Below are 19,552 nucleotides of genomic sequence, written 5' to 3' on the forward strand. Positions count from 1 at the left end.
CGGCACGCGGCTTGAGGTCGATCAAGGAACCCGCGGCCACGGTCCGTACAGTGGTGCCGTCACCTCGAAGGACGGCTTCCATGGCTGAGCAACCCCTATGCGATGTGGTCTTCGCCGATCGCTACGCGATGCCTGCCGAAACGTCGCGCCAGCAACTGTTCGACCGCGTGGCGCAGGCCCTGGCGCTCGCCGAGCCGGCCGCCACCCGGGAGCCGGTCGCGCGGCAGTTCGTTCGCAATCTGCGGCATGGGGCGTTCGGCGCGGGCCGCATCATGGCCAATGCGGGCGGGCCGCCGAACCAGACGATGGTGAACTGCTTCGTGTATCCCGTTGCCGCGCCTGCCTCGGCGCCGCACGAGGCCCCCGACCTCGACCGGGCGCTGGACGAGGCTCGCCTGACGCTGTCGATGGGCGGCGGCGTCGGCTACGATTTTTCCGACATCCCGCCGGCGACTGCGCTGCGCGACAGCGGCGCGACGAGCGAGCGCGGCGTGTGCGCAGCCATCGACCGGTTCGATCGCATGTGCTCGGAAGTCGGTGCGACCGGAACGCGGCGTGGTGCGCAGATGGCCGTGCTGCGCTGCGACCACCCTGACCTGCTGGCGTTCGTCGGCGCGAAACGCGGACGCTCGCGCTGGCCTACGTTCAACCTGTCGGTCGCGGTGACCGACGCATTCATGAACGCGGTTGCGGACGATCAGCCGTGGACGCTGCGACACCGGGCGCCGCCACCCGGCGCGAGCGGCAGTCCGCCCGCTGCGCCCGATGGCCGCCAGGACTATGCGACGCTGCCCGCGCGCCGGATCTGGCATGAAATCGTCACCCAGGCGCGCGACAGCGCGGAGCCGGGCCTGCTGTTCATCGACACGATCAATGCGGCGAATCCGTTGCGCTTCCGGGAAACCCTCGCGGCCACCAATCCCTGCGGCGAGCAACCGCTGCCGCCGTATGGCAGCTGCGTGCTCGGCCCGATCGACCTGTCGCGGCTGGTTCGGCATCCGTTCGGTGTGGACGGCGAACCGCGCTTCGATTTCAGCGCGCTGGCAGCCGCCGTGGAGATCCAGGTCCGGCTGCTGGATAACGTGCTGGACCTGACGCACTGGCCGCTCGCCGCCCACGCGCGCGAAGCCCGTGCAACGCGCCGCATCGGCGTGGGCGTGACGGCGCTCGGCGACGCGCTGACCATGATGAAATTGCGCTATGACGCACCCGCCGCGCGCGAACTGGCAGGACGGATCGCCCGCCACATGCGGGATCACGCGTATGCCGCGTCGGCCCGGCTGGCGGGCGAGCGCGGCGCGTATCCCTGCTGCGATCCGGCCGTCCATCTCGACGGGCGCACCGGCGCGCCGCCCTTGCCTGGCGCGGTCCGCGCAGCCATCGAGCGCGCCGGATTGCGCAACAGCCATCTGCTGTCGTTCGCGCCGACCGGCAGCGTCAGCATTGCGTTCGGCGGAAATTGTTCGAACGGCGTCGAACCGGCCTACGACTGGATCTGCCAGCGCAAGGTCCGACTCGGTGACGGCGAAACCCACAGCCTGCGTGCGGAAAACCGCGCGCATCGCCGGTTTCGCGAACTATGCGGCGACCGGACGCCGCTGCCCGACTACTTCACCCGAGCCGTCGACGTTGCGCCGCCGGATCACGTGGCCATGCTCGCCGCGCTTCAACCCTACGTGGATGCGGCGATCTCGAAGACGGTGACGGTCGGCAGCGCCTGCACGCTGTCGCAGATCGATGCGCTGTTCTTCACCGCCTGGCGGTCGAAACTGAAAGGCGTGACCGTGTTCAGGCCCGACGCGTCACTCGACGCGGTGCTCGTGGCCGTCGAGGCGGGAGCCTGCGCGTCGTCGCCTTGCGTCAACTGCTAGCCGAAGGGCGATTGGCGGCCTTGCCGTCCGTCGGCGGCCGGGATGCGCGCGAGGCCGCTGCGGCACTCAGCCGCCAGCGCGCTGCCAGTCGGCGCGCAACAGGCCGTCGCCGTCCCGATAGTGGAGCGTCAAGTGGCCCTGGTGCGCGCGCAGCACGGCCTCGCCAAGCCGGCGCAGCAAATGCGGCCCCGTGGTCCGCACGGTCATCCGGGCCGGCTGTTCGTCGATTTCCATGATGCGTTCGAGCGGATGCTCGTTTTCTTCGCCGGCCGCCTGGCGGCGCAGCAGCGCGACCAGATCGTCGCGATGGCCCGCGAGATACTCGCCCGTCAGCACGAACTCGCCGGCCGGCGCATGGTCGTGGATCCGGCGGCAGGCCGGGCACGTGAGCTGCCGCAATGCATCCGACGACGCGCGCCAGATCCACCGCCCGTCTTCGTAGAGCGCGCCGCATTCGCCGCAGCGCGTCGAGCCCTTGATGCGCGCCGGCGACCGATAGCTGTCCCGCGTATGAGGCCCCGGCTGCTTGTCGCGGCGCATTCCGGGCTTCGCGTTCCGCTCGTTCGATCTGTTCATGGTGGTATCCGGCTGGTGTTCGGTGCACATCGCGCGGAGGGCGCGACGCGGCGAACGGAAGCGCGATCGATTCGCCTGCCTCCGTTCCGCCCGTGCCGGTTCTCCGGCGGCGTGCTCTTCGGGCGCGGCGCGAGCGCCGGCCCCCATCGTGGCGCACGAACATCGCGCCCTTCTGTCGTCGAGCATCGCCGCATCCGACGCGTACGCCTTGACGCGGATCAATGCCGCGGTGGTTTCCGGGACGCGCGACGTCGGAACACTGTCTCCCGGTCACGCGATGGGCGGCGATTGACGCAGGTCATGGCCGATCGGTCCGTGATTGCGTTGAATGAAGCCGAGTCCGGGCGCGGGCCCGGCGCATGCGTGCCTTGCTCACGGACACGCGCGGAACCGGCCGCGAGCCCAAACCGGGGCCGCAGCCGCAGCCGCGTCCGGCAGCCGGACGCCCGCCATGCGCGATTCATTGACGGATCCCAGGGGAAATCATGTCGCTTGCCGTGCTCCGCCGCCGTCCCGGCCCGCTGCGAAAACAGAACCAGTCGCGGGCCGCCCGCCGCCACGCGCGGCGGCTCGACGCGGCGCTGCGGCGCGCGTCCGCCTACCCGCACCCCGCCGGCCGGATCGAACGAATCGAGACACACCTCTCCGTGGTCTACCTGGCCGGACGTTTCGCCTACAAGCGGCTCAAGCCGCTCGACCTGGGCTTTGCCGACCTCAGACCCCTCGCCGCCCGGCGCCGCAGTTGCGACGCCGAGCTGATCCTGAACCGGCCGCTGGCGCGCGAACTCTATCTGGCCGTCATGCCGCTCGAACGCACGCGGCGCGGTTGCCGGCTTGCCGGCTGCGCTACGCGCGCGGCGGCGGCCATCGACTATCTCGTGAAGATGCGCCGTTTCGACCAGGCCGCGCTGTTTTCCCACCTGCTGGCGGCGGGCGCGCTCACGAACGCGGATATCGACCGCGTCGCGGCCCGGCTTGCGCGCTTTCATGCGCGCGCCGGCAAGGACGTGCCGTCCGCCGCGTTCGGCAGCGCCGCCTTGCTGCGCGCGCAACTCGACACCGTGCTCGCGTCGCTCGCGGTCGAGCCCATGGCCCTGCCGGCCGCGCTGCAGGACAGCTACCGGCACAGCTGCATGGCGCTGTCTCCTCATCTCGACACGCGCCGGGCGGACGGCTTCGTGCGCGCCTGCCACGGCGACCTGCACCTCGGCAATCTGGTCCGCCGGGGCACCGACGTGTTGATGTTCGACTGCATCGAATTCAGCGACGCCCTCCGCTGGATCGACGTCGTCAACGACCTTGCGTTCCTGGCGATGGATCTGTGCGCGCACGGCCGCGCCGATCTCGCCCATCGCCTGCTCAATCGCTGGCTGGAGGCGACGGGCGATTTCGCCGGCCTCGCGGCGCTGCCGCTGTACGTCGGCTATCGCGCGCTGGTGCGCGCGCAGGTGGCCGTGTTGCGCGCCGGCTCGGGCGGCCCGCGACGCACGCCGGCGCAAAACGACGATCTGCGCGCGGCCAGACGTTACATCGCGCTCGCCGCGCGCGTCGCACACCGGCCGCCGCCGTATCTGCTGCTGTGCCACGGCGCGTCCGGCACCGGCAAATCCGTCGCAAGCCGCGCGCTGGCCGATCTGATCGGCGCGGTCCGAGTGTCGAGCGACAGCGAGCGCAAACGCACGCAGCCGCTCGCCCCCGTCGAGCGCGGCGCACTGCCCGACAGCGCCTATACGGCGCGCGCGATCGACGCCCAATACGATCGGCTGCGCGCGATCGCGGAAACCACGCTGCGGGCCGGCTACCCGACGATCGTCGACGCCACCTTCCTGGCCCGCGCCCGCCGTGCGCGCTTCGTCGCGTTGGCCGAGGCGCTTGGCGTCCCCGTGTTCATCCTCGATTTCCGCGCCAGCCGGACCTGCATGGCCGAACGCGTCAACCGCCGCTGGCTGGCGGGAAACGACGCGTCCGATGCCGGGCCCGCGGTGCTGGACGCGCAGTGGCGCGACGCCGAGCCGTTGACGCCGGACGAAACAGCGATCTCGCTTCCCTTCGATACGGAGGTGCCGATCGATCGGTTCCGGTCGGCCGGGTACTGGCGGCCGCTGCTGGCCGCGTTGCGCGCGGAGCGGAGGCGCACCGCCGTGGATGCGGCGCGGCGTCCGCGCGTCGGTTCGTTTCCGGGGACGGCGCCGGCCTGCCCCGATTGATCTGAGTCAATGACGGCCGGTGTTCCGCTGACACGATGAAGCTACGCGTCACGCGGCATCGCGGCCGCAGTCAGGAGCGTGCACGATGCATCCGTCCAGCCCGGAATCCCCGTTCGATCCGGCCGCCGCACGCGACGGCCGGCCCTCGCTCGCGGGGCGCGCAGCCTAGCCATGTCAACCGCCCGCTTGCGGCTGCCGGCCGTCTGGCTGCGCTGGGTGCCGGGCGTCGCGATGTTGCGCACCTACCAGCGCGGCTGGCTCCCGCGAGACCTGCTTGCCGGCGTGGTGCTGACCGCGGTGCTCGTGCCGATCGGCATGAGCTATGCGCAAGCGTCCGGGCTCCCCGTGATCGCGGGGCTCTACGCAACGATCGCGGCCCTCGTCGGCTACGCGATATTCGGGCCGAGCCGCATTCTCGTCCTCGGTCCCGATTCCGCGCTGGCCGCGCTGATCGCAGGCGCAATCGTGCCGCTCGCTCACGGAGATGCCGGACGCGCGCTGGCGCTCGCCGCCCTGCTCGCGATCATGTCCGGCGCCTTGTGCACGCTCGCCGGCGTGTTGAAACTGGGCTTCGTGACCGATCTGTTGTCGCGGCCCATCCAGTACGGCTATCTGAACGGCATCGCGGTCACGCTCGCCGTCGGCCAGGTGCCGGGTCTGCTGGGATTTTCCGCGTCAGGCGCCACCTTTGCCGACGCGGCGTCGAATATCGTGCGCGGCGTGCTCGCGGGCCGGGTCGACAGCACATCGTTCACGCTCGGCGCCGGCTGCATCGCTTGCCTGATGCTGATGCGGCGGTACGCGCCGCGCTGGCCCGGCGTGCTCGTGGCCGTGATCGCCACGACCCTGGCGGGCAGGTGGCTGCAACATGCGCCCGGCGCGCGCGTCGCGGTCGTCGGCATGTTGCCCGGCGGCGCACCATGGCCGCGGATTCCGCGGGTACCGCTCGCCGATATCGGCCGCCTCGCGCCCGGCGCGATCGCGATCGCCCTGGTGTCGGTCGCCGACATCAGCGTGTTGTCGCGCGCCTTTTCCGCCAGCAACGGGGACGACACCGACCGCAACCAGGAACTGGTCGCGCTCGGCATCGCGAACCTGCTGGCGGGACTGCTGCGCGGCTGCGCGGTCAGCAGCAGTTCGTCGCGCACGCCGGTGGCGCTCGCCGCAGGCGCCCGCACGCAGCTGACCAATCTCGCGGCCGCGGCCTGCATTGCGCTGCTCCTCGTGCTGCCCGCGATGCTCAGCCATGTGCCCAGCGCCGCGCTGGCCGCCGTGGTGATCTTCTCCGCGGCGGGGATCATCGACGTACGCAGCATGGCTCGGCTGTTCCGGATGCGCCGCGGAGAGTTCGCGATCTCCCTGTTTTGCTTTGCCGGCGTCGTGCTGCTTGGCGTGGTGCCAGGCATCCTGCTGGCCGTCGTGCTGTCGCTGCTGTCGTTCGTGTGGCGCGCCTGGCATCCGTACGACGCGGTGCTCGGACGGATTGCCGGCATGCGCGGCTATCACGACATTTCGCGACATCCGGGCGCGCGGCAGTCTCCCGGCGTCTTGGTGTTCAGGTGGGATGCGCCGCTGTTCTACGCGAACGCCGGGATTTTCTGCGACCACGTGCGCACGGCGATCGCGCGGGCCGAAGCGCCGGTCGAGTGCGTCACGATCGCCGCGGAACCCATCACCGACATCGACGTGACGGCGGCCGACACGCTGGTCGCGCTGCGCCATGAATTGCGGGTGCGTCGCATCGCGCTCCAGATCGCCGAAATGAAAGGGCCGGTCAAGGATCGGCTGCGCGCCTACGGGCTGTACGAGATCTTTGGCGCCGCCTCGTTTTTCCCCACGGTGACCGATGCGGTCGACCATTACGCCCGGCAGCGGCGCCCGCCCGTCCCATGACGGCGGGCAGCCGGGCCTGCCGGCCGCGCGGCTATTGCGCGATGTGCGGGTACATCCTCGCGCTGATCGCGACCAGCGCGGCCAGCGTCGCGAGCAGGGTGCGCAGCGCGTCGACCTGGTAGGTCAGCGGATTCAGGTGGGAAATCACTTGCAACGCGCGGGGCATCATGGCGGTCGGATAGATCGCGTTGCTCGCGAAGAACAGCGGCATGGTCAGCAGCTGCCCGACCCCCATGAAGCGCTCGCGCGTCTTGACCAGGCACGCGATGATCAGCGAAAAACTGGAAAACACCGCGGCGCCGAGCACGACGAACAGCACGAGCCCCGCCCACGCTTGCGGGCCGGTATTGAGCCGGACACCCAGCAGCGCGGCGAGCGCGATCACCACGGCGGCCTGCACCAGCGCGCGCACGCCGCCGCCGAGGGCCTTGCCCAGCACGAGCGCCGCGCGCGGCGTCGGGCTGGCGAGGAATTTGTGGACGATGCCGAGATCCTTCTCCCAGATCACCGAGATGCCGTTGAAGATCGCGATGAACAACACGCTTTGCGCGAGGATGCCCGGCGTGATGAAGTCGAGGTAAGGCAAGCCGCCCGTCTCGATCAGTCGGGCGCGACTCATCACCTGGCCGAAGATCAGCAACCACAGCGCGGGCTGGACGGCGCGCGTCGCGAGTTCCGTCGGGTCGTGCCGGAGCTTGCGGACCTCCATGTCCGCAATCGCGAGCGTCTTGGCTGCGAAGCGGACGACGGCCGGGCGCGCGGCCGGCCTGGGCTCAACCGAGCCGGCGAGTGGTGACGCGGGTTTGGGAGGTTTCATCGTAGGCCCCTTGCGAGGACGTATCGCCATTCGTGTAGCGCTCGAATACATCCTCGAAAGTCGCGCCGGAACCCAGCGCGCGCGTCAGGTCGTCCGGCGCGCCGAGCGCGGCGATCCGGCCTCGATTCATGATCGCGACGCGATCGCACAGACGTTCCGCTTCCTCGAGATAGTGCGTCGTCAGGAGAATCGCGCTGCCCTGCGTCGACTGCAGCCGCTCGACCTGCTCCCACACCGACAGCCGCGCGACGGGATCGAGCCCGACCGTCGGCTCGTCGAGAAACAGCACGCGGGGGCGATGCAGCGTGGATTGCGCGATTTCAAGCCGGCGGATCATGCCGCCCGAATACGTCTTCACCAGCCGGTCGCGCGCATCGGTCAGCTCCATCAGCGCCAATGCGGCGCGGATGCGCTCGCCGCGCGCGGCGAGCGGAATGTCGTACAGCTTCGCGAACACCAGCAGGTTCTCGTAGCCGGTCAGGTCGCCGTCGGCCGACAGCGCCTGCGGCACGTAGCCGATGATCCCGCGGACCGCCGCGGCGGCGCGGACGATGTCGAATCCCCCGACCGTCGCCGTGCCCGCGCTGGGCGGCAGCAAGGTCGTGAGCATCTTGATGACGGTCGATTTGCCGGCGCCGTTGCGACCCAGGAGCCCGAAAACCTCGCCCGCCGCGATCGAGAGCGTCAATCCGTCCACGGCGACCACGTCGCCGAAGCGCCGCGAAAGCGCCTGGGTCTGGATAACGGGTTCGGACATGATGGCTCCGGATCGGGACGATGCGCGCGCAAGATTGTCGGTCGGGGTGCAAGGCGCGCGCGGGCCCGATGGCATCAAGGTAACGACGCGGCCGGCGCACGCCATTGACATGGCTCAATCGGCGATGTCGCCGGCGGATGCGCCGGCCGGGCGTTGCGCCGGCTTGATGACGATCAAGCGCCGCGGGGCCGCTCGCCGTACGGTGGATGCTGGGCGATTCGCCGCGAATCGCACTGTCTGCCATGCCGCACGGCCACTTTCAGGAGCGTTGCATGACCCAAGCCGACCAAACCTCCCCCGCCCCGCTTTCCGACGCGCTGCTGCATCGCATGAACGCGTGGTGGCGGGCCGCCAACTATCTGTCGGTCGGGCAGATCTACCTGCTCGACAATCCGCTCCTTCGCGAGCCGCTGCAGATCGCGCACGTCAAGCCTCGCCTGCTCGGCCATTGGGGCACGACGCCGGGGCTGAACTTCATCTACGTCCATCTGAACCGCGCGATCAACGCGCGCGATCTCGACGTGCTGTTCATCGCCGGCCCGGGCCACGGCGGCCCCGGCGTGCTCGCCAACGCCTGGCTCGAAGGGGTGTACAGCGACATCTATCCGAACGTGCCGCAAAACGCCGAGGGCATGGCCGCGCTGTTCCGCCAGTTCAGCTTCCCCGGCGGCGTGCCGAGCCACGTCGCGCCGCAGACGCCGGGCTCCATTCACGAAGGCGGTGAACTCGGCTACTCGCTGTCGCATGCATTCGGCGCGGCCTTCGATCACCCCAGGCTGATCGTCGCCTGCGTCGTGGGCGACGGCGAGGCGGAAACCGGGCCGCTCGCCACCGCCTGGCATTCGAACAAGTTCCTCGATCCGGCCTCGGACGGCGCAGTGCTGCCCATCCTGCATCTGAACGGCTACAAGATCGCCAGTCCGTCGATCCTCAGCCGCATCGGGCAGGACGAACTGGAGAGCCTGCTGACCGGCTATGGCTATCGGCCGCTGTTCGTCTCAGGCGACGAGCCGATGGCCACGCACCAGCGCATGGCGGTCGCGCTCGACGACGCGCTGGACGACATTCGCGGCATCCAGGCGCGGGCGCGCAGCGCAGGCAACCTCGCCCGCCCTCGCTGGCCGATGATCGTGCTGCACACACCCAAGGGCTGGACTGGCCCGAAGCGCGTCGACGGCCTGAAAACGGAGGGCCACTTCCGTTCGCATCAGGTGCCGATCGCCGACCTGAAGCAACCGGAGCACCTGCACTTGCTGGAAACCTGGCTGAACAGCTATCGCCCCGACGAACTGTTCGACGCGCACGGGCGTCCGTGCGAGGCGATCCGGTCGCTGGCGCCGGACGGATCGCGCAGGATGAGCGCGAATCCGGTGGCGAACGGCGGCGGCGAAGCGCGCGAGTTGCGGATGCCGGATTTCACCCGCCACGCGGTGGCGGTGCCCGCGCCCGGGCAGGTCGACGCACAGGCCACGTGCGTGATGGGCGGCTTCCTGCGCGACGTGATGTCCGCGAATCTAGCCGACCGGACGTTTCGAGTGTTCGGCCCGGACGAAACGGAATCCAACCGCTTGTCGGCGCTGTTCGACGTCACCGCGCGCACCTGGATGGCCGCGACCGATCCGGACGACGTCCAGCTCGCGCCCGACGGCCGGGTCATGGAGATGCTCAGCGAGCATACCTGCCAAGGCTGGCTCGAAGGCTATCTGCTGACCGGGCGGCACGGGCTGATGTCGTGCTACGAAGCGTTCATCCATATCGTGGATTCGATGTTCAACCAGCATGCGAAATGGTTGAAGGCGTGCCGGGAAATCCGCTGGCGGCGGCCGCTGCCGTCGCTCAACTACCTGCTGACCTCGCACGTCTGGCGGCAGGACCACAACGGCTTCAGCCACCAGGATCCGGGTTTCATCGATTTCGCGGTCAACAAGAAGGCCGACACGGTGCGCGTCTACCTGCCGCCGGACGCGAACACGCTGCTGGTCGTCACCGATCACGCACTACGCACCTGGAACCGGATCAACGTGATCGTCGCCGGCAAGCAGCCGGCACCGCAATGGCTCGACCTGGATGCCGCGATCCGGCATTGCAGCGCCGGCGCGGGCATCTGGGAGTGGGCGGGAAACGACGGCGACGATGAACCGGATGTCGTGATGGCTTGCGCGGGCGACGTGCCGACGCTCGAGACGCTCGCCGCCGTCGACCTGCTGCGCATCCATCTGCCGGCGTTGCGCGTCCGGGTCGTCAACGTCGTCGACCTGATGACGCTGGAGCCTACCGACGTCCATCCGCACGGGTTGAGCGACGCGGATTTCGACGCGATGTTCACGACGAACCGGCCGGTGATCTTCGCGCATCACAGCTACCCCGCCCTGATTCACCGGCTGACCTATCGCCGCGCGAATCACGCGAATTTCCATGTGCACGGTTTCATCGAGGAAGGGACGACCACGACGCCGTTCGACATGACGGTCCTCAACCGGGTCGACCGGTTCCATCTGTGCGAGGCCGTGCTCGATCACGTGGGCGAACACGTGCAGCCGGGCGCGCATTTCAGGCAATACCTGCGCGACAGGCTGGTCGAGCATCGACGCCATGTGGACCGGTACGGCGACGACCTGCCGGAAATCCGCGACTGGCGCTGGCACGCGACGCCGGGTAGCCGGAACCCGATGCCGTGAGCCGCTCGTATTCGCCGGGGGACGGACGGCCACGGCCTGGCGCCGCTCGCGCCCCCCGGCCGCGCTACCCGGGCGAGACGCCCGCCGGTTGCGGGCCGGACAACGGGTCGGCGAACGACCGGAAGCCGCCCTCGATCTCGAGGATCTGCGCCGCGCACACGTCGTATCGCCAGCCGGGGCCGCCGTCGCTGCTGTACATGCCCTTGCACATCCCCTTGATCCGGATCAGCCAGCCTCCTTCGCTCAACGCCACGCGCGACGCCCAGAGGTACACGTTGCCGGCCAGGTGCGACGGGGCCGTTTCGATCACCTCAGCGTCGGACCGCGTGATGCGGGTGGACGAACGGTTTTCGACGTAGCGCCGGGTGAGCTGCCACGCGCGGTCGCATGCCGCTTGCGTCGCACACGGCAACGACGCCGTCTGCCGCAACGTGAGCAGCTGCGTTTCGCTTTGCCTGAACCTGGCCATGCGCTCGTCGCTGGCGCATGCGCCCAGCATCAACAGCATGCCCATCGCCAACCATCCCTGTTTCATCGCCGACACCCCATCCGGTCGCGGGTTTCACGCGCCACCCGCAAGCGCCCCGGGTTCGACTGTATTGCCGTGCCGACCGGCGCGCTTGACACATGTCAACGCATCGCGGGGGGCTGCCCGAGCGCATCGCAGGCATCGCGCCGCGCCTCCACGCACCGCCAACGAAGGTTTTCGCCGGCCGCGGCCGGTGTCAGCATCCTCCTACAGCCGTTCTCCAAACCCTACGTGACTTTCCATCCCTGCCGATTTCGGTCCGGCCGCGCGCGAACCATACTGCTTTACATGGATGCCCGAGCGCCGCTCGTGCCGCCGCCAGTCTTGCCCGTCGATTGCGCCGCACGGTTCCGCATCCCGCGGCGGCGCCGTCGCGCTGACGAAATCGAGTCACCAGGAGCAGATCATGCTGACTGCCCAACCCCACGAAACTGCCTACCCCGCCGTCGCGCATGCGATGACGATCGCGCTTCATCCCGTCGATCGGGACGAGCGGGTGAAGCGCCCCGGCGCGCGCTGTTCGACGTGCCCGGTCCGTTCGGCGTGCATGCCGGCGGAACTCGACGCGGCCGACCTGGCCGTCCTCGACGAGGTGGTCTGCACGACCCGCTCGGTCAAGCGGGGCGAGTCGCTGTTCCGCGCGCACGATACGTTCCAGAGTCTCTATGCGGTCCACACCGGCTCGTTCAAGACGATCGTCATGCATCGCGACGGCCAGGAGCAAGTGACCGGATTCCAGATCGCCGGGGAAACGCTCGGTCTCGACGGCGTGTGCGGCGGGCGTCACAACTGCGACGCGATCGCGCTGGAGGACAGCACGGTCTGCATCATCCCGTTCGGCCAGCTGGAGAAGGTTTGCGCCAAGGTGAGGTCGATGCAGCACCACCTCCACAAGATGATGAGCGGCGAGATCGTGCGCGAATCGAGCCTGATGATGCTGCTGGGCACGATGTCCGCGGAACAGCGCGTCGCGGAGTTCCTGCTGAACCTGTCCGAACGCTTCAGGGCGCGCGGTTATTCGTCGGCCGATTTCAACCTGCGCATGACGCGCGAGGAAATCGGCTGCTATCTCGGGATCAAGCTCGAAACGGTCAGCCGGATGCTGTCGAAATTCCAGCGCGACGGCCTGATCGACCCGCACGGCAAGCAGATTCATATCATCGATCTGGCCAGGCTCGCCCGCGTCTGAGCGCGGGCCGCCCGCGCCGGGTCCGGCGGCCAGGTATCCCGCAGGCTCGAACCGGTTCCGTCGAATACCCTCGCGCGCATCGCCTATCCTCCCGGTTCCGGCCGCCCCGGATGCCCGCCTGCAGCATCCAGCGACCGCATGCGCCGGCTCAGGCGACGAATCGCGAATATCCGCAGGTAATCATGCACGCGGGCATCTTTCGTCAGCGCCGCGATTTCGTCGTCGAGCATCCGCCGCAACGCGTCGTCCGGAATCGACAGGTCGCGCGCCAAGGCCGCCAACGAGGCGAACAACCGATCCTGGTTCATCACCGCCCTCCTGCAAGGACACCGCCTTCATCCGAGGTCGTCCTGGCTGAATCCATTGAAACGCGCGGCAGCGCCACCGCGCTTGACATGCGTCAACGCGCCGCGGATCGATGCGCGGCCCGGGCCGCGGATCCAGCCGGCCGGCGAGCGCGTGGCGGCGTTTGACTTGCATCAATCGCCGGCGCGGAGCCGCGCATAGACTGGGTCGAACTACTTGCCGGACACCGCGCGATGACAACCGCTCCAATGACACGCCTGCCGGGATACCTGCTCGCCCTCGCATGGCTCGCGGGCGGGACGGCGTCCGCCCAGGTGCGGGAGCCCGCCGCGCTCATCGATCAGCAGCATTGCATGTTCTGCCACACCTCGGACATGCCGTTCCTCGCACCGTCGTTTCACGAGATCGCGGATCGGTATCGGGACACGCCGCATGCCGAAGACATCCTCGCGAACAAGCTGAGACTGGGCGGCCGCGCGCACTGGAGCGACACCGCGATGCCGCTGCCCGCCGAGCGCGGCGGCGCGCTGTCCTCCGAGGACGCGCATACGCTGATTCGCTGGGTCATGAGCCAGTAAAAGCGTCGGCCGCCGGTGACGGCGGCCGCCCTCCTTCGTCGATTCGGAGCCCATCGTGCGAATCACCCTGCATCTCGATACTTTCGCCTGCGACAACCCTTCGGCCTATGCCATTCTCTGGATCGACACGGCCATGCGTCGCTGGTCGCGCGAAGGTCATGCGGGGATGGACCTGCCGGTGTGGGGCACGCTCGTCCGCGAAGGCGGCGCCACCCTGATGACGGGCCCCGACGACGCCGGCGCCCTGTGCTGGCTCGACGATTTCGATCTCGACGCGCCGTCCGGGCCGTTCGAAGGCCAGGCCGGCATCGCACGCTGGCTGCGCGATGCCCGGCAGGCGCCCGTACCGGGCGCATGGCGGGTGCAGTGTGTCGACGAAACGGCGGAAACGCCGGAGCACGAGATATTCACGGGCGACGAAGAAGCGTAGCCGGACCGGCGGCGCCGGCTGCGCCGCCCCGGTCGCCGCGGCGGATCGACTCGCGCATGGCGAATCGCGTCCGATGCGCGGGACGTGTCAGCTCGGGTTCTCGTGAGTTTCAGCGGCCGCGGTCCCGGCGAGTTGCCGCTCGGCGATGTCGAATGCCCGCTTCAGCGCGTCCATGGGATCCGTGCCCGTCATATGCTGAACGGGACGAAATTCCCCCTTGCGGGTGATCAGATCGAGTCGTACGTCATACCTCGGCTCGCGGGTCGACGCGCCCATGGCCTCGATCGCGAGATGGCAGCCGGCCAGTTGCGTACAGAACGGCTCGAGGCGCATCAGCTGGATGCTCGCTTCCGCCTCCAGCCGAGCCGACCCGGCGAAGCCGAAGTAAGCGATCTGCATCCCGATTCCCATGTTCCGCTCCTGTTGATCGCGCCGATTGACGGCGAGAACCGGTTCATCCGTGTGGTGCGTTCGCCCTACCCGATTCCGTGCCTCCATCTTCCGTGGCGACGGCTCTGCGTCGTTGATGTGAGTCAAGCGACGGACATCGCCACACGCTGTCCGCCAACCGGCGCCGGACTCGTGAAATCGGCGGCGAGCATCCAGCCGGCCGGCGGCGCGGCGGCAACCCGCCGCCGGCTCGTTCAGTTGGAGACGGTGCCGGCATCGGCGATCTGCGCCGGCAACCGCCGCAGGCCCGATCGGTGCGCGGGTCGGACAACCGGATCGTCCGACACACGTTGGGCTCGACCCGCACGAACGTCGGGGCGGCTTCGGCCGGGGTGCCATCAGGCATCCTCCCGTTACAGGCGATCGCGCCGGACCCGCACGGTGCGCGCGATCGTCGGCTGCCGCATCGCGATCCATCCCGCGACGCCCGCACAACAGGACAGCGTGCCCACATAAAGCGCCCAGCCGTCGTGGACCAGCATGGCGTGCACCGTTGCGATGAGCCCGGCTTGCGACGCGAAGATCGCGACGTTGGCAAAACACTGGCGAAACACGTTGGGAAACATGCCGCTCTCCTGGAAAGGGATGACGACTGCGACGTTTCAGGCATCGGCATCGATAGCCCGGGTGACGAAAATCGTCGGCACCGGACAGTCGGCCACGCGCGGCAACCGCATGGCCACGCTGCCCGGCACCGCGCGCCGGATGCCGGATGCCGTGCCGGCCTGCGGGACGGCAGGTCGGACCCTGCACCTGCCCGCGCTGCCTGCCGCACGAAACCATCGAACGCGGCGAACGCAGCCATGCCTTCATCTTCGAAGCTTCGGAATCCGCAGCGTTGACTTTTATCAAGCGCGGGCACGGTTCCGACCGTCCCTCAAAAAACCACGGCGCCGCCCGGATTGCCCGGCGGCGCCGTCGACGACGCGCAGCGTCCCCCGTTCGCGCTAGGCGACTTCGATGATGACTTTCAATGCATGGGTATCGGCCGCGCGCGAGAACGTGTCATAGGCGCTCGTCACGTCGTCGAGCGTGAAGCGATGCGTGATCAGTTGCTTCGGGTCCAGGCGTCCGGCCCCCACCGTCCTCATCAGCATCGGCGTGCTCGACGTGTCGACCAGCCGGGTCGTGATCGCGATGTTGCGATCCCATAGCTTCTCGAGGTGCAGATCCGCCTTGACGCCATGCACGCCGACGTTCGCGACGACGCCGCCCGGCGCGACGATCGCCGTGCACAGCTCGAACGTCGCCGGGATGCCGACCGCCTCGATCGCGCAGTCGACGCCGATCCCGTCGGTCAGTTTCAGGATGTCGCCGGCCGGGTCGCCCGCGCGCCCGTCGATGCAGTCGGTTGCGCCGAACCGGCGCGCAACCTCCAGCCGGTTCCGGTCGGGATCGACCATGATGATCCGCGCGGGCGTGTAGAACTGCGCGGTCAGCAACGCCGCGAGCCCGATCGGCCCCGCGCCGACGATCGCGACCGTGCTGCCCGGCTGCACCTTGCCGTTCAGCACGCCGCATTCGAATCCGGTCGGCAGGATGTCGGACAGCATCACGAGCGCCTCCTCGTCCGCCCCCGGGGGAATCCGGTAGAGACTGGTCTGCGCGTGCGGAATGCGCACGTATTGCGCCTGCGTGCCGTCGATCCGATTTCCGAGAATCCAGCCGCCTGTCGCGCAATGCGAGTAGAGCCCGCGCCGGCAATATTCGCACTGGCCGCATGACGAGATGCACGAGATCAGCACCCGGTCGCCGACCGTCAGCGACGTCACCGCGCTGCCGACCTGCTCGACGATGCCGACGCCCTCGTGACCGAGCACGCGACCCGGTTCGCACGACGGCACGTCGCCTTTCAGGATATGCAGGTCGGTGCCGCAGATGGTCGTGCGCGTCACCTTGACGATCGCATCCGTGGCCGCGGCCAGTTCCGGCATCGGCCGCTCGTCGAGCGATTTGCGGCCGGGGCCGTGATACACCAGGGCTTTCATGGTCTTGCCTCCGTTGACGGGACGAGGTCCCTTGCAGTGCCACTCTAGGGAGTCGCCCGCCATCGGCGCTTGACCTGCGTCAAGCACGCTCGGGCACACCCCGGCGGCGTTCCGCCACGCAGCCGGTGGCGTGCTGGCGCGGGGCGCGATCGGCCATCCCGGTCACGGATCGATACCCGCCGCCAGTTCGAGGATGTCGGCCGTGATTTCATCCTGGCGCGCGAGCCGGCAGATTTGCAGCAATTCGGCGAGCTTGTGTTCGATATTGGCGCGCGCGGCGATCATGGCCCGCGTGCGCGCTTCGTTTTCCGCCGCGAACGCCAGCATCGTCGCCTCGCACAGTTCGACGAAGACATACGCCTGCGCCAGCTCCGCCAGCACCCGGCCGGGCGGCAAGCTCAGCAACGGCGGCTGCGAGCGCGGCGCGGCGTCGAAGCGGCTGTAGTCGAACGGCAGCAGCCGATGCTCGACCACGTCGAGCCGTGCGGACCCGGGCATCGCGTGCACGATCGACACGGTTTCGGCGCCGCTGGCGGCGAGATGGGCGAACAGCGCGTCGGTCAAGCGGCCCGCGAGGGCGACCACATCGTCCGCGCGCGACGTCATCGGCGCGGTCCAGGCGACCGGCAGCCCGCGCGCCTCGGCAAGCGCGGCGCCGCGCGACCCGATCAGCAGATAGTGGGCCGCCTCCCCGCGGCGGCGGGCCCGATCGAGAATCTGCGCGTTGTACGCCCCGACGAAGCCCTGCTCGCTGCACAGCACGATGACCACCTGCGGTTTCGCGGGCGCTGCGGCCGTGCCGCTCCCCGGACGCGTCGCATCCGCCGACAGAACGGCGCCGATCGCCGCGCCGATGATCGCGGCGCAGGCGCGCACGCCCGGCAAACGGGCCTGCGCGTCATGCGCACGCGCGGCCGCGACGCCGCGCATCGCGCCGATCACGGACTGCAGCTGGCGGGCGGTGTCGGCGCGCGCTTCCGCGGCGCTCAGCTTGTCGCTCATGACGGCACGGCCCCGGATTCCGCCGCGCCGGCCTGGGCCGCCAGCCGCTCGACCTGCTCCCGAACTGTCCGCACCAGCCCGGCGAGCGCGGCCGGATCGTCGAGCAGGGCACCCGGCGGCGCCTGTTGCGCATCGAGCCAGGCCGGCAGTTGTTCGCGAATCGTCGTCAGCAGGCGTGGCGGCGCGGAGTCGAACACGCCGTCGGCCAGCGCTTTCAGCAGCACGACTTCATCGATCGTTCGCAACGGATGAAAACGCGGCTGCGTGATCAGCGCGCGAATCCGCTCGCCGCGCGTGATCTGCCCTTTCAGGCGCGCATCGGTCAACCCGCCGAAGCGCGTGAACGCCTCGAGTTCGAGGAACTGCGCATAGTCGAGCCGCAAGCGCCCGGACGCCTCGCGCAGCGCCGGGTGCTGCGCCTTGCCGCCCACCCGGCTGACGCTGAGGCCGACGTCCACGGCGGGCCGCTGGTTGGACGCGAACAGCGCGGCGTCCAGCACGATCTGGCCGTCCGTGATCGAGATCAGGTTGGTGGGGATATACGCGGCCAGGTTGCCGGCATCCGTTTCCGCGATCGGCAGCGCGCTGAGCGAACCGCCGCCGAGCGTCGCGGACAGCTTCGCGGCGCGTTCGAGCAGCCTGGCGTGCAGATAGAAGATGTCGCCCGGATACGCTTCGCGGCCGGGCGGCTCGCGCGTCAGCAGCGCCAGCTCGCGGTGCGTGGCCGCGTGCTTGGTCAGGTCGTCGATCACGATGAGCGCGTGCTGGCCGCGGTCGCGAAAATATTCGGCCATCGTGAACCCGGCGAACGGCGCGATCCACTGCAGGCCGGCTGCCGCGGCGGCCGGCGCCACGACGAAAATGCAACGCTCCGGCGCGCCGTACCGGGCCACCGCGTCGATCACGCGCTGCACGGCGCTCGCCCGCTGGCCGATCGCCACGTAGACGCAGATCACGTCCGAATGCCGCTGGTTGACGATCGCATCGATCGCCAGCGCGGTCTTGCCGACCGCCCGGTCGCCGATGATGAGTTCGCGCTGCCCGCGGCCGATCGTGAACAGCGCGTCGACGATCAGCAAGCCCGTCTCGAGCGGTTCGACCACCAGGTCCCGATCGATGATCGCGGGGGCCGGCCGTTCGATCGGCGAGCGCATCGTCGCGCCGACGGGGCCCGGATGATCGAGCGGCCGGCCGAGCGGATCGACCACCCGGCCGAGCAGGGCCGGGCCGACCGGCACCTCCAGCACGGCGCCCGAGCAGCGCACCGCCGCGCCCGCCTCCAGCCCCGCATCGGCGTCGAGCAGCACCACGCTGATCAGGTCGGCGTCGAGCGTATGCACGAAACCGGTCGAGCCGTTGTCGAAGAGCAGCCGCTCGTTGAGCATCGCGTCGGGCAGTCCGGACACGAATGCGATCCCGTCGGCAAGCCGTTCGACTCGCCCGATGGCCTCCGCCGACGGCGCGAGTGCGGCGCCGTCGAGCGCGGCGCGCTGGCGCGCGAGCCAGTCGGCGTGTTCAGGAAGGTCGGCTGGCTTCATCGTCATTCAGCAGTACCGCCTCGATATGTTCCAGATCCTGCTTCAGGCTGTTGCGCACTCGCGCGTGCGCCGCGTCGAGCTCGAGTCCCGCGATCAGCGACGCGTCGATCCGCACCGCCAGTTCGACCGGCCGGCCCAGGCTGGCGGACAGCGCGGCGCGACATGACGCGATTTCCTGCGCGTCGAGCGCACGCGGCGTGCTGAGTTGCAGCGGCGTGTTGCCCGCGCCCAGTTCCGAGCGGACCGATTCGGGCAGCAGCGCGACTTGCCCGGCGAGACCATCGATGAAGCCGGTCACGCGCGCCGGCTCCGGCAGGCGCGTGAACAGCCGCGCCGCGATGTCGAGCGCGAGGCGGGTCGAGCGGCGGGCGTCGTCGCGCGTGCGCTCGAGCCGCTCCGACTCCAGCCGCGCCGCCGCCGCGTCGCGCAACTGTCCGGCTTCCGCCTGCGCCTGCGCGAGCAGCGATGCCTTCTCGGCGGCGGCCTGCCCCGCCACCGCCTTCAACGCATCGGCGCGCGCGGCCACCACCGTGGCGAGCTCGGCTTGCGCCGCCTGGCGCGCAGCGCTCGCCGCGCGGGCATCGTCGCGCGCGGCGTCGATCAGCTTGCGCGCCGCTTCCTGGCGCGCCGCGATGATCGCGCTGACCGGCTTGAACAGAAAGCGCGACAGCAGCCACACCAGCACCAGCACGTTGATGGTCTGCAGGATCAGCGTGGACCAGTCGATTCGCATCGTCGCCTCG

The 19,552-nt window shown here is 69.5% G+C and carries 17 protein-coding genes and 1 pseudogene; 7 read left to right on the forward strand and 11 right to left on the reverse strand.

The window, feature by feature from the left end; all coding sequences use genetic code 11:
- Positions 1–80: 80 nt before the first annotated feature.
- Positions 81–1,871 (forward strand): adenosylcobalamin-dependent ribonucleoside-diphosphate reductase, encoded by a 1,791-nt coding sequence (locus BDI24065_RS22880; protein WP_175033164.1) that lies wholly within the window; start codon positions 81–83, stop codon positions 1,869–1,871.
- Positions 1,872–1,937: 66 nt separating this feature from the next.
- On the opposite strand, the gene BDI24065_RS22885 is transcribed toward BDI24065_RS22880, so the two are convergent.
- On the reverse strand, positions 1,938–2,447 hold the full coding sequence (locus tag BDI24065_RS22885) for a BCAM0308 family protein (protein ID WP_174980302.1): 510 nt from the start codon (positions 2,445–2,447) through the stop codon (positions 1,938–1,940).
- A gap of 485 nt (positions 2,448–2,932) precedes the next feature.
- Here BDI24065_RS22885 and BDI24065_RS22890 point away from each other — a divergent pair, with 485 nt between their 5' ends.
- Both BDI24065_RS22890 and BDI24065_RS22895 read left to right on the forward strand, forming a co-directional pair.
- Positions 2,933–4,654 (forward strand): AAA family ATPase, encoded by a 1,722-nt coding sequence (locus tag BDI24065_RS22890; protein ID WP_175033165.1) that lies wholly within the window; start codon positions 2,933–2,935, stop codon positions 4,652–4,654.
- A 171-nt stretch (positions 4,655–4,825) separates the two neighbouring features.
- Positions 4,826–6,547 (forward strand): SulP family inorganic anion transporter, encoded by a 1,722-nt coding sequence (locus BDI24065_RS22895; RefSeq protein ID WP_175033166.1) that lies wholly within the window; start codon positions 4,826–4,828, stop codon positions 6,545–6,547.
- 31 nt (positions 6,548–6,578) lie between these two features.
- Here BDI24065_RS22895 and BDI24065_RS22900 read toward each other — a convergent pair whose 3' ends face one another.
- Entirely contained in the window at positions 6,579–7,364 is a 786-nt protein-coding gene (locus BDI24065_RS22900; RefSeq protein WP_175033167.1) for an ABC transporter permease, read from the reverse strand.
- Positions 7,321–8,121, reverse strand: a complete 801-nt coding sequence (locus BDI24065_RS22905) for an ATP-binding cassette domain-containing protein (protein WP_175033168.1) — start codon at positions 8,119–8,121, stop codon at positions 7,321–7,323. Before BDI24065_RS22905 ends, BDI24065_RS22900 begins: the two co-directional genes overlap by 44 nt.
- A gap of 272 nt (positions 8,122–8,393) precedes the next feature.
- Here BDI24065_RS22905 and BDI24065_RS22910 point away from each other — a divergent pair, with 272 nt between their 5' ends.
- The gene (locus BDI24065_RS22910) at positions 8,394–10,799 is read left to right on the forward strand and encodes a phosphoketolase family protein (RefSeq protein ID WP_175033169.1); all 2,406 of its coding nucleotides are present in this window, start codon (positions 8,394–8,396) and stop codon (positions 10,797–10,799) included.
- 64 nt (positions 10,800–10,863) lie between these two features.
- Here BDI24065_RS22910 and BDI24065_RS22915 read toward each other — a convergent pair whose 3' ends face one another.
- Entirely contained in the window at positions 10,864–11,307 is a 444-nt protein-coding gene (locus BDI24065_RS22915; RefSeq protein ID WP_306668240.1) for a hypothetical protein, read from the reverse strand.
- A 427-nt stretch (positions 11,308–11,734) separates the two neighbouring features.
- Here BDI24065_RS22915 and BDI24065_RS22920 point away from each other — a divergent pair, with 427 nt between their 5' ends.
- The gene (locus BDI24065_RS22920) at positions 11,735–12,517 is read left to right on the forward strand and encodes a helix-turn-helix domain-containing protein (RefSeq protein ID WP_174980305.1); all 783 of its coding nucleotides are present in this window, start codon (positions 11,735–11,737) and stop codon (positions 12,515–12,517) included.
- 83 nt (positions 12,518–12,600) lie between these two features.
- Here BDI24065_RS22920 and BDI24065_RS22925 read toward each other — a convergent pair whose 3' ends face one another.
- Complete coding sequence (locus BDI24065_RS22925) at positions 12,601–12,825, reverse strand: DUF3562 domain-containing protein (RefSeq protein ID WP_098553576.1); 225 nt, start codon at positions 12,823–12,825, stop codon at positions 12,601–12,603.
- 231 nt (positions 12,826–13,056) lie between these two features.
- On the opposite strand from BDI24065_RS22925, the gene BDI24065_RS22930 reads away from it, so the two are divergent.
- Both BDI24065_RS22930 and BDI24065_RS22935 read left to right on the forward strand, forming a co-directional pair.
- Positions 13,057–13,401 carry a c-type cytochrome gene (locus BDI24065_RS22930; RefSeq protein WP_438820028.1) on the forward strand — a complete coding sequence of 115 codons (345 nt, stop codon included), beginning with the start codon at positions 13,057–13,059 and terminating at the stop codon, positions 13,399–13,401.
- 55 nt (positions 13,402–13,456) lie between these two features.
- Entirely contained in the window at positions 13,457–13,831 is a 375-nt protein-coding gene (locus BDI24065_RS22935; protein ID WP_174980306.1) for a DUF3564 domain-containing protein, read from the forward strand.
- Between the two features lie 87 nt (positions 13,832–13,918).
- On the opposite strand, the gene BDI24065_RS22940 is transcribed toward BDI24065_RS22935, so the two are convergent.
- The 6 genes and pseudogenes from BDI24065_RS22940 to BDI24065_RS22965 all read right to left on the reverse strand — a co-directional run bounded on the left by BDI24065_RS22940 (position 13,919) and on the right by BDI24065_RS22965 (position 19,542).
- Positions 13,919–14,230, reverse strand: a complete 312-nt coding sequence (locus BDI24065_RS22940) for a hypothetical protein (protein ID WP_174980565.1) — start codon at positions 14,228–14,230, stop codon at positions 13,919–13,921.
- 404 nt (positions 14,231–14,634) lie between these two features.
- Positions 14,635–14,847 carry a DUF2964 family protein gene (locus BDI24065_RS22945; RefSeq protein WP_098553572.1) on the reverse strand — a complete coding sequence of 71 codons (213 nt, stop codon included), beginning with the start codon at positions 14,845–14,847 and terminating at the stop codon, positions 14,635–14,637.
- 381 nt (positions 14,848–15,228) lie between these two features.
- Positions 15,229–16,269, reverse strand: coding sequence for a zinc-dependent alcohol dehydrogenase family protein (locus BDI24065_RS22950; protein ID WP_174980307.1), 1,041 nt, complete (start codon positions 16,267–16,269; stop codon positions 15,229–15,231).
- A 162-nt stretch (positions 16,270–16,431) separates the two neighbouring features.
- Positions 16,432–17,271, reverse strand: coding sequence for a F0F1 ATP synthase subunit gamma (locus BDI24065_RS22955; RefSeq protein WP_175033170.1), 840 nt, complete (start codon positions 17,269–17,271; stop codon positions 16,432–16,434).
- Positions 17,271–18,815, reverse strand: a pseudogene (locus tag BDI24065_RS22960) (F0F1 ATP synthase subunit alpha); the annotation flags it as partial. The pseudogene BDI24065_RS22960 and the gene BDI24065_RS22955, both read right to left, overlap by 1 nt.
- The gene (locus tag BDI24065_RS22965; RefSeq protein ID WP_174980309.1) at positions 18,787–19,542 is read right to left on the reverse strand and encodes a F0F1 ATP synthase subunit delta; all 756 of its coding nucleotides are present in this window, start codon (positions 19,540–19,542) and stop codon (positions 18,787–18,789) included. The pseudogene BDI24065_RS22960 and the gene BDI24065_RS22965, both read right to left, overlap by 29 nt.
- Positions 19,543–19,552: the final 10 nt, after the last annotated feature.

It is taken from the genome of Burkholderia lata, assembly GCF_902499025.1.
Classification (GTDB): Bacteria; Pseudomonadota; Gammaproteobacteria; order Burkholderiales; family Burkholderiaceae; genus Burkholderia; species Burkholderia lata_C.

Bases quoted from the DNA above. Each gene is read 5' to 3' on its own strand.
- BDI24065_RS22915 (WP_306668240.1), bottom strand. From the start codon at position 11,307: ATGCTGTTGATGCTGGGCGCATGCGCCAGCGACGAGCGCATGGCCAGG.
- BDI24065_RS22905 (WP_175033168.1), bottom strand. From the start codon at position 8,121: ATGTCCGAACCCGTTATCCAGACCCAGGCGCTTTCGCGGCGCTTCGGC.
- BDI24065_RS22930 (WP_438820028.1), top strand. From the start codon at position 13,057: ATGACAACCGCTCCAATGACACGCCTGCCGGGATACCTGCTCGCCCTC.
- BDI24065_RS22910 (WP_175033169.1), top strand. From the start codon at position 8,394: ATGACCCAAGCCGACCAAACCTCCCCCGCCCCGCTTTCCGACGCGCTG.
- BDI24065_RS22945 (WP_098553572.1), bottom strand. From the start codon at position 14,847: ATGTTTCCCAACGTGTTTCGCCAGTGTTTTGCCAACGTCGCGATCTTC.
- BDI24065_RS22925 (WP_098553576.1), bottom strand. From the start codon at position 12,825: ATGAACCAGGATCGGTTGTTCGCCTCGTTGGCGGCCTTGGCGCGCGAC.
- BDI24065_RS22900 (WP_175033167.1), bottom strand. From the start codon at position 7,364: ATGAAACCTCCCAAACCCGCGTCACCACTCGCCGGCTCGGTTGAGCCC.
- BDI24065_RS22950 (WP_174980307.1), bottom strand. From the start codon at position 16,269: ATGAAAGCCCTGGTGTATCACGGCCCCGGCCGCAAATCGCTCGACGAG.
- BDI24065_RS22920 (WP_174980305.1), top strand. From the start codon at position 11,735: ATGCTGACTGCCCAACCCCACGAAACTGCCTACCCCGCCGTCGCGCAT.
- BDI24065_RS22880 (WP_175033164.1), top strand. From the start codon at position 81: ATGGCTGAGCAACCCCTATGCGATGTGGTCTTCGCCGATCGCTACGCG.
- BDI24065_RS22885 (WP_174980302.1), bottom strand. From the start codon at position 2,447: ATGAACAGATCGAACGAGCGGAACGCGAAGCCCGGAATGCGCCGCGAC.
- BDI24065_RS22955 (WP_175033170.1), bottom strand. From the start codon at position 17,271: ATGAGCGACAAGCTGAGCGCCGCGGAAGCGCGCGCCGACACCGCCCGC.
- BDI24065_RS22895 (WP_175033166.1), top strand. From the start codon at position 4,826: ATGTCAACCGCCCGCTTGCGGCTGCCGGCCGTCTGGCTGCGCTGGGTG.
- BDI24065_RS22940 (WP_174980565.1), bottom strand. From the start codon at position 14,230: ATGCAGATCGCTTACTTCGGCTTCGCCGGGTCGGCTCGGCTGGAGGCG.
- BDI24065_RS22965 (WP_174980309.1), bottom strand. From the start codon at position 19,542: ATGCGAATCGACTGGTCCACGCTGATCCTGCAGACCATCAACGTGCTG.
- BDI24065_RS22890 (WP_175033165.1), top strand. From the start codon at position 2,933: ATGTCGCTTGCCGTGCTCCGCCGCCGTCCCGGCCCGCTGCGAAAACAG.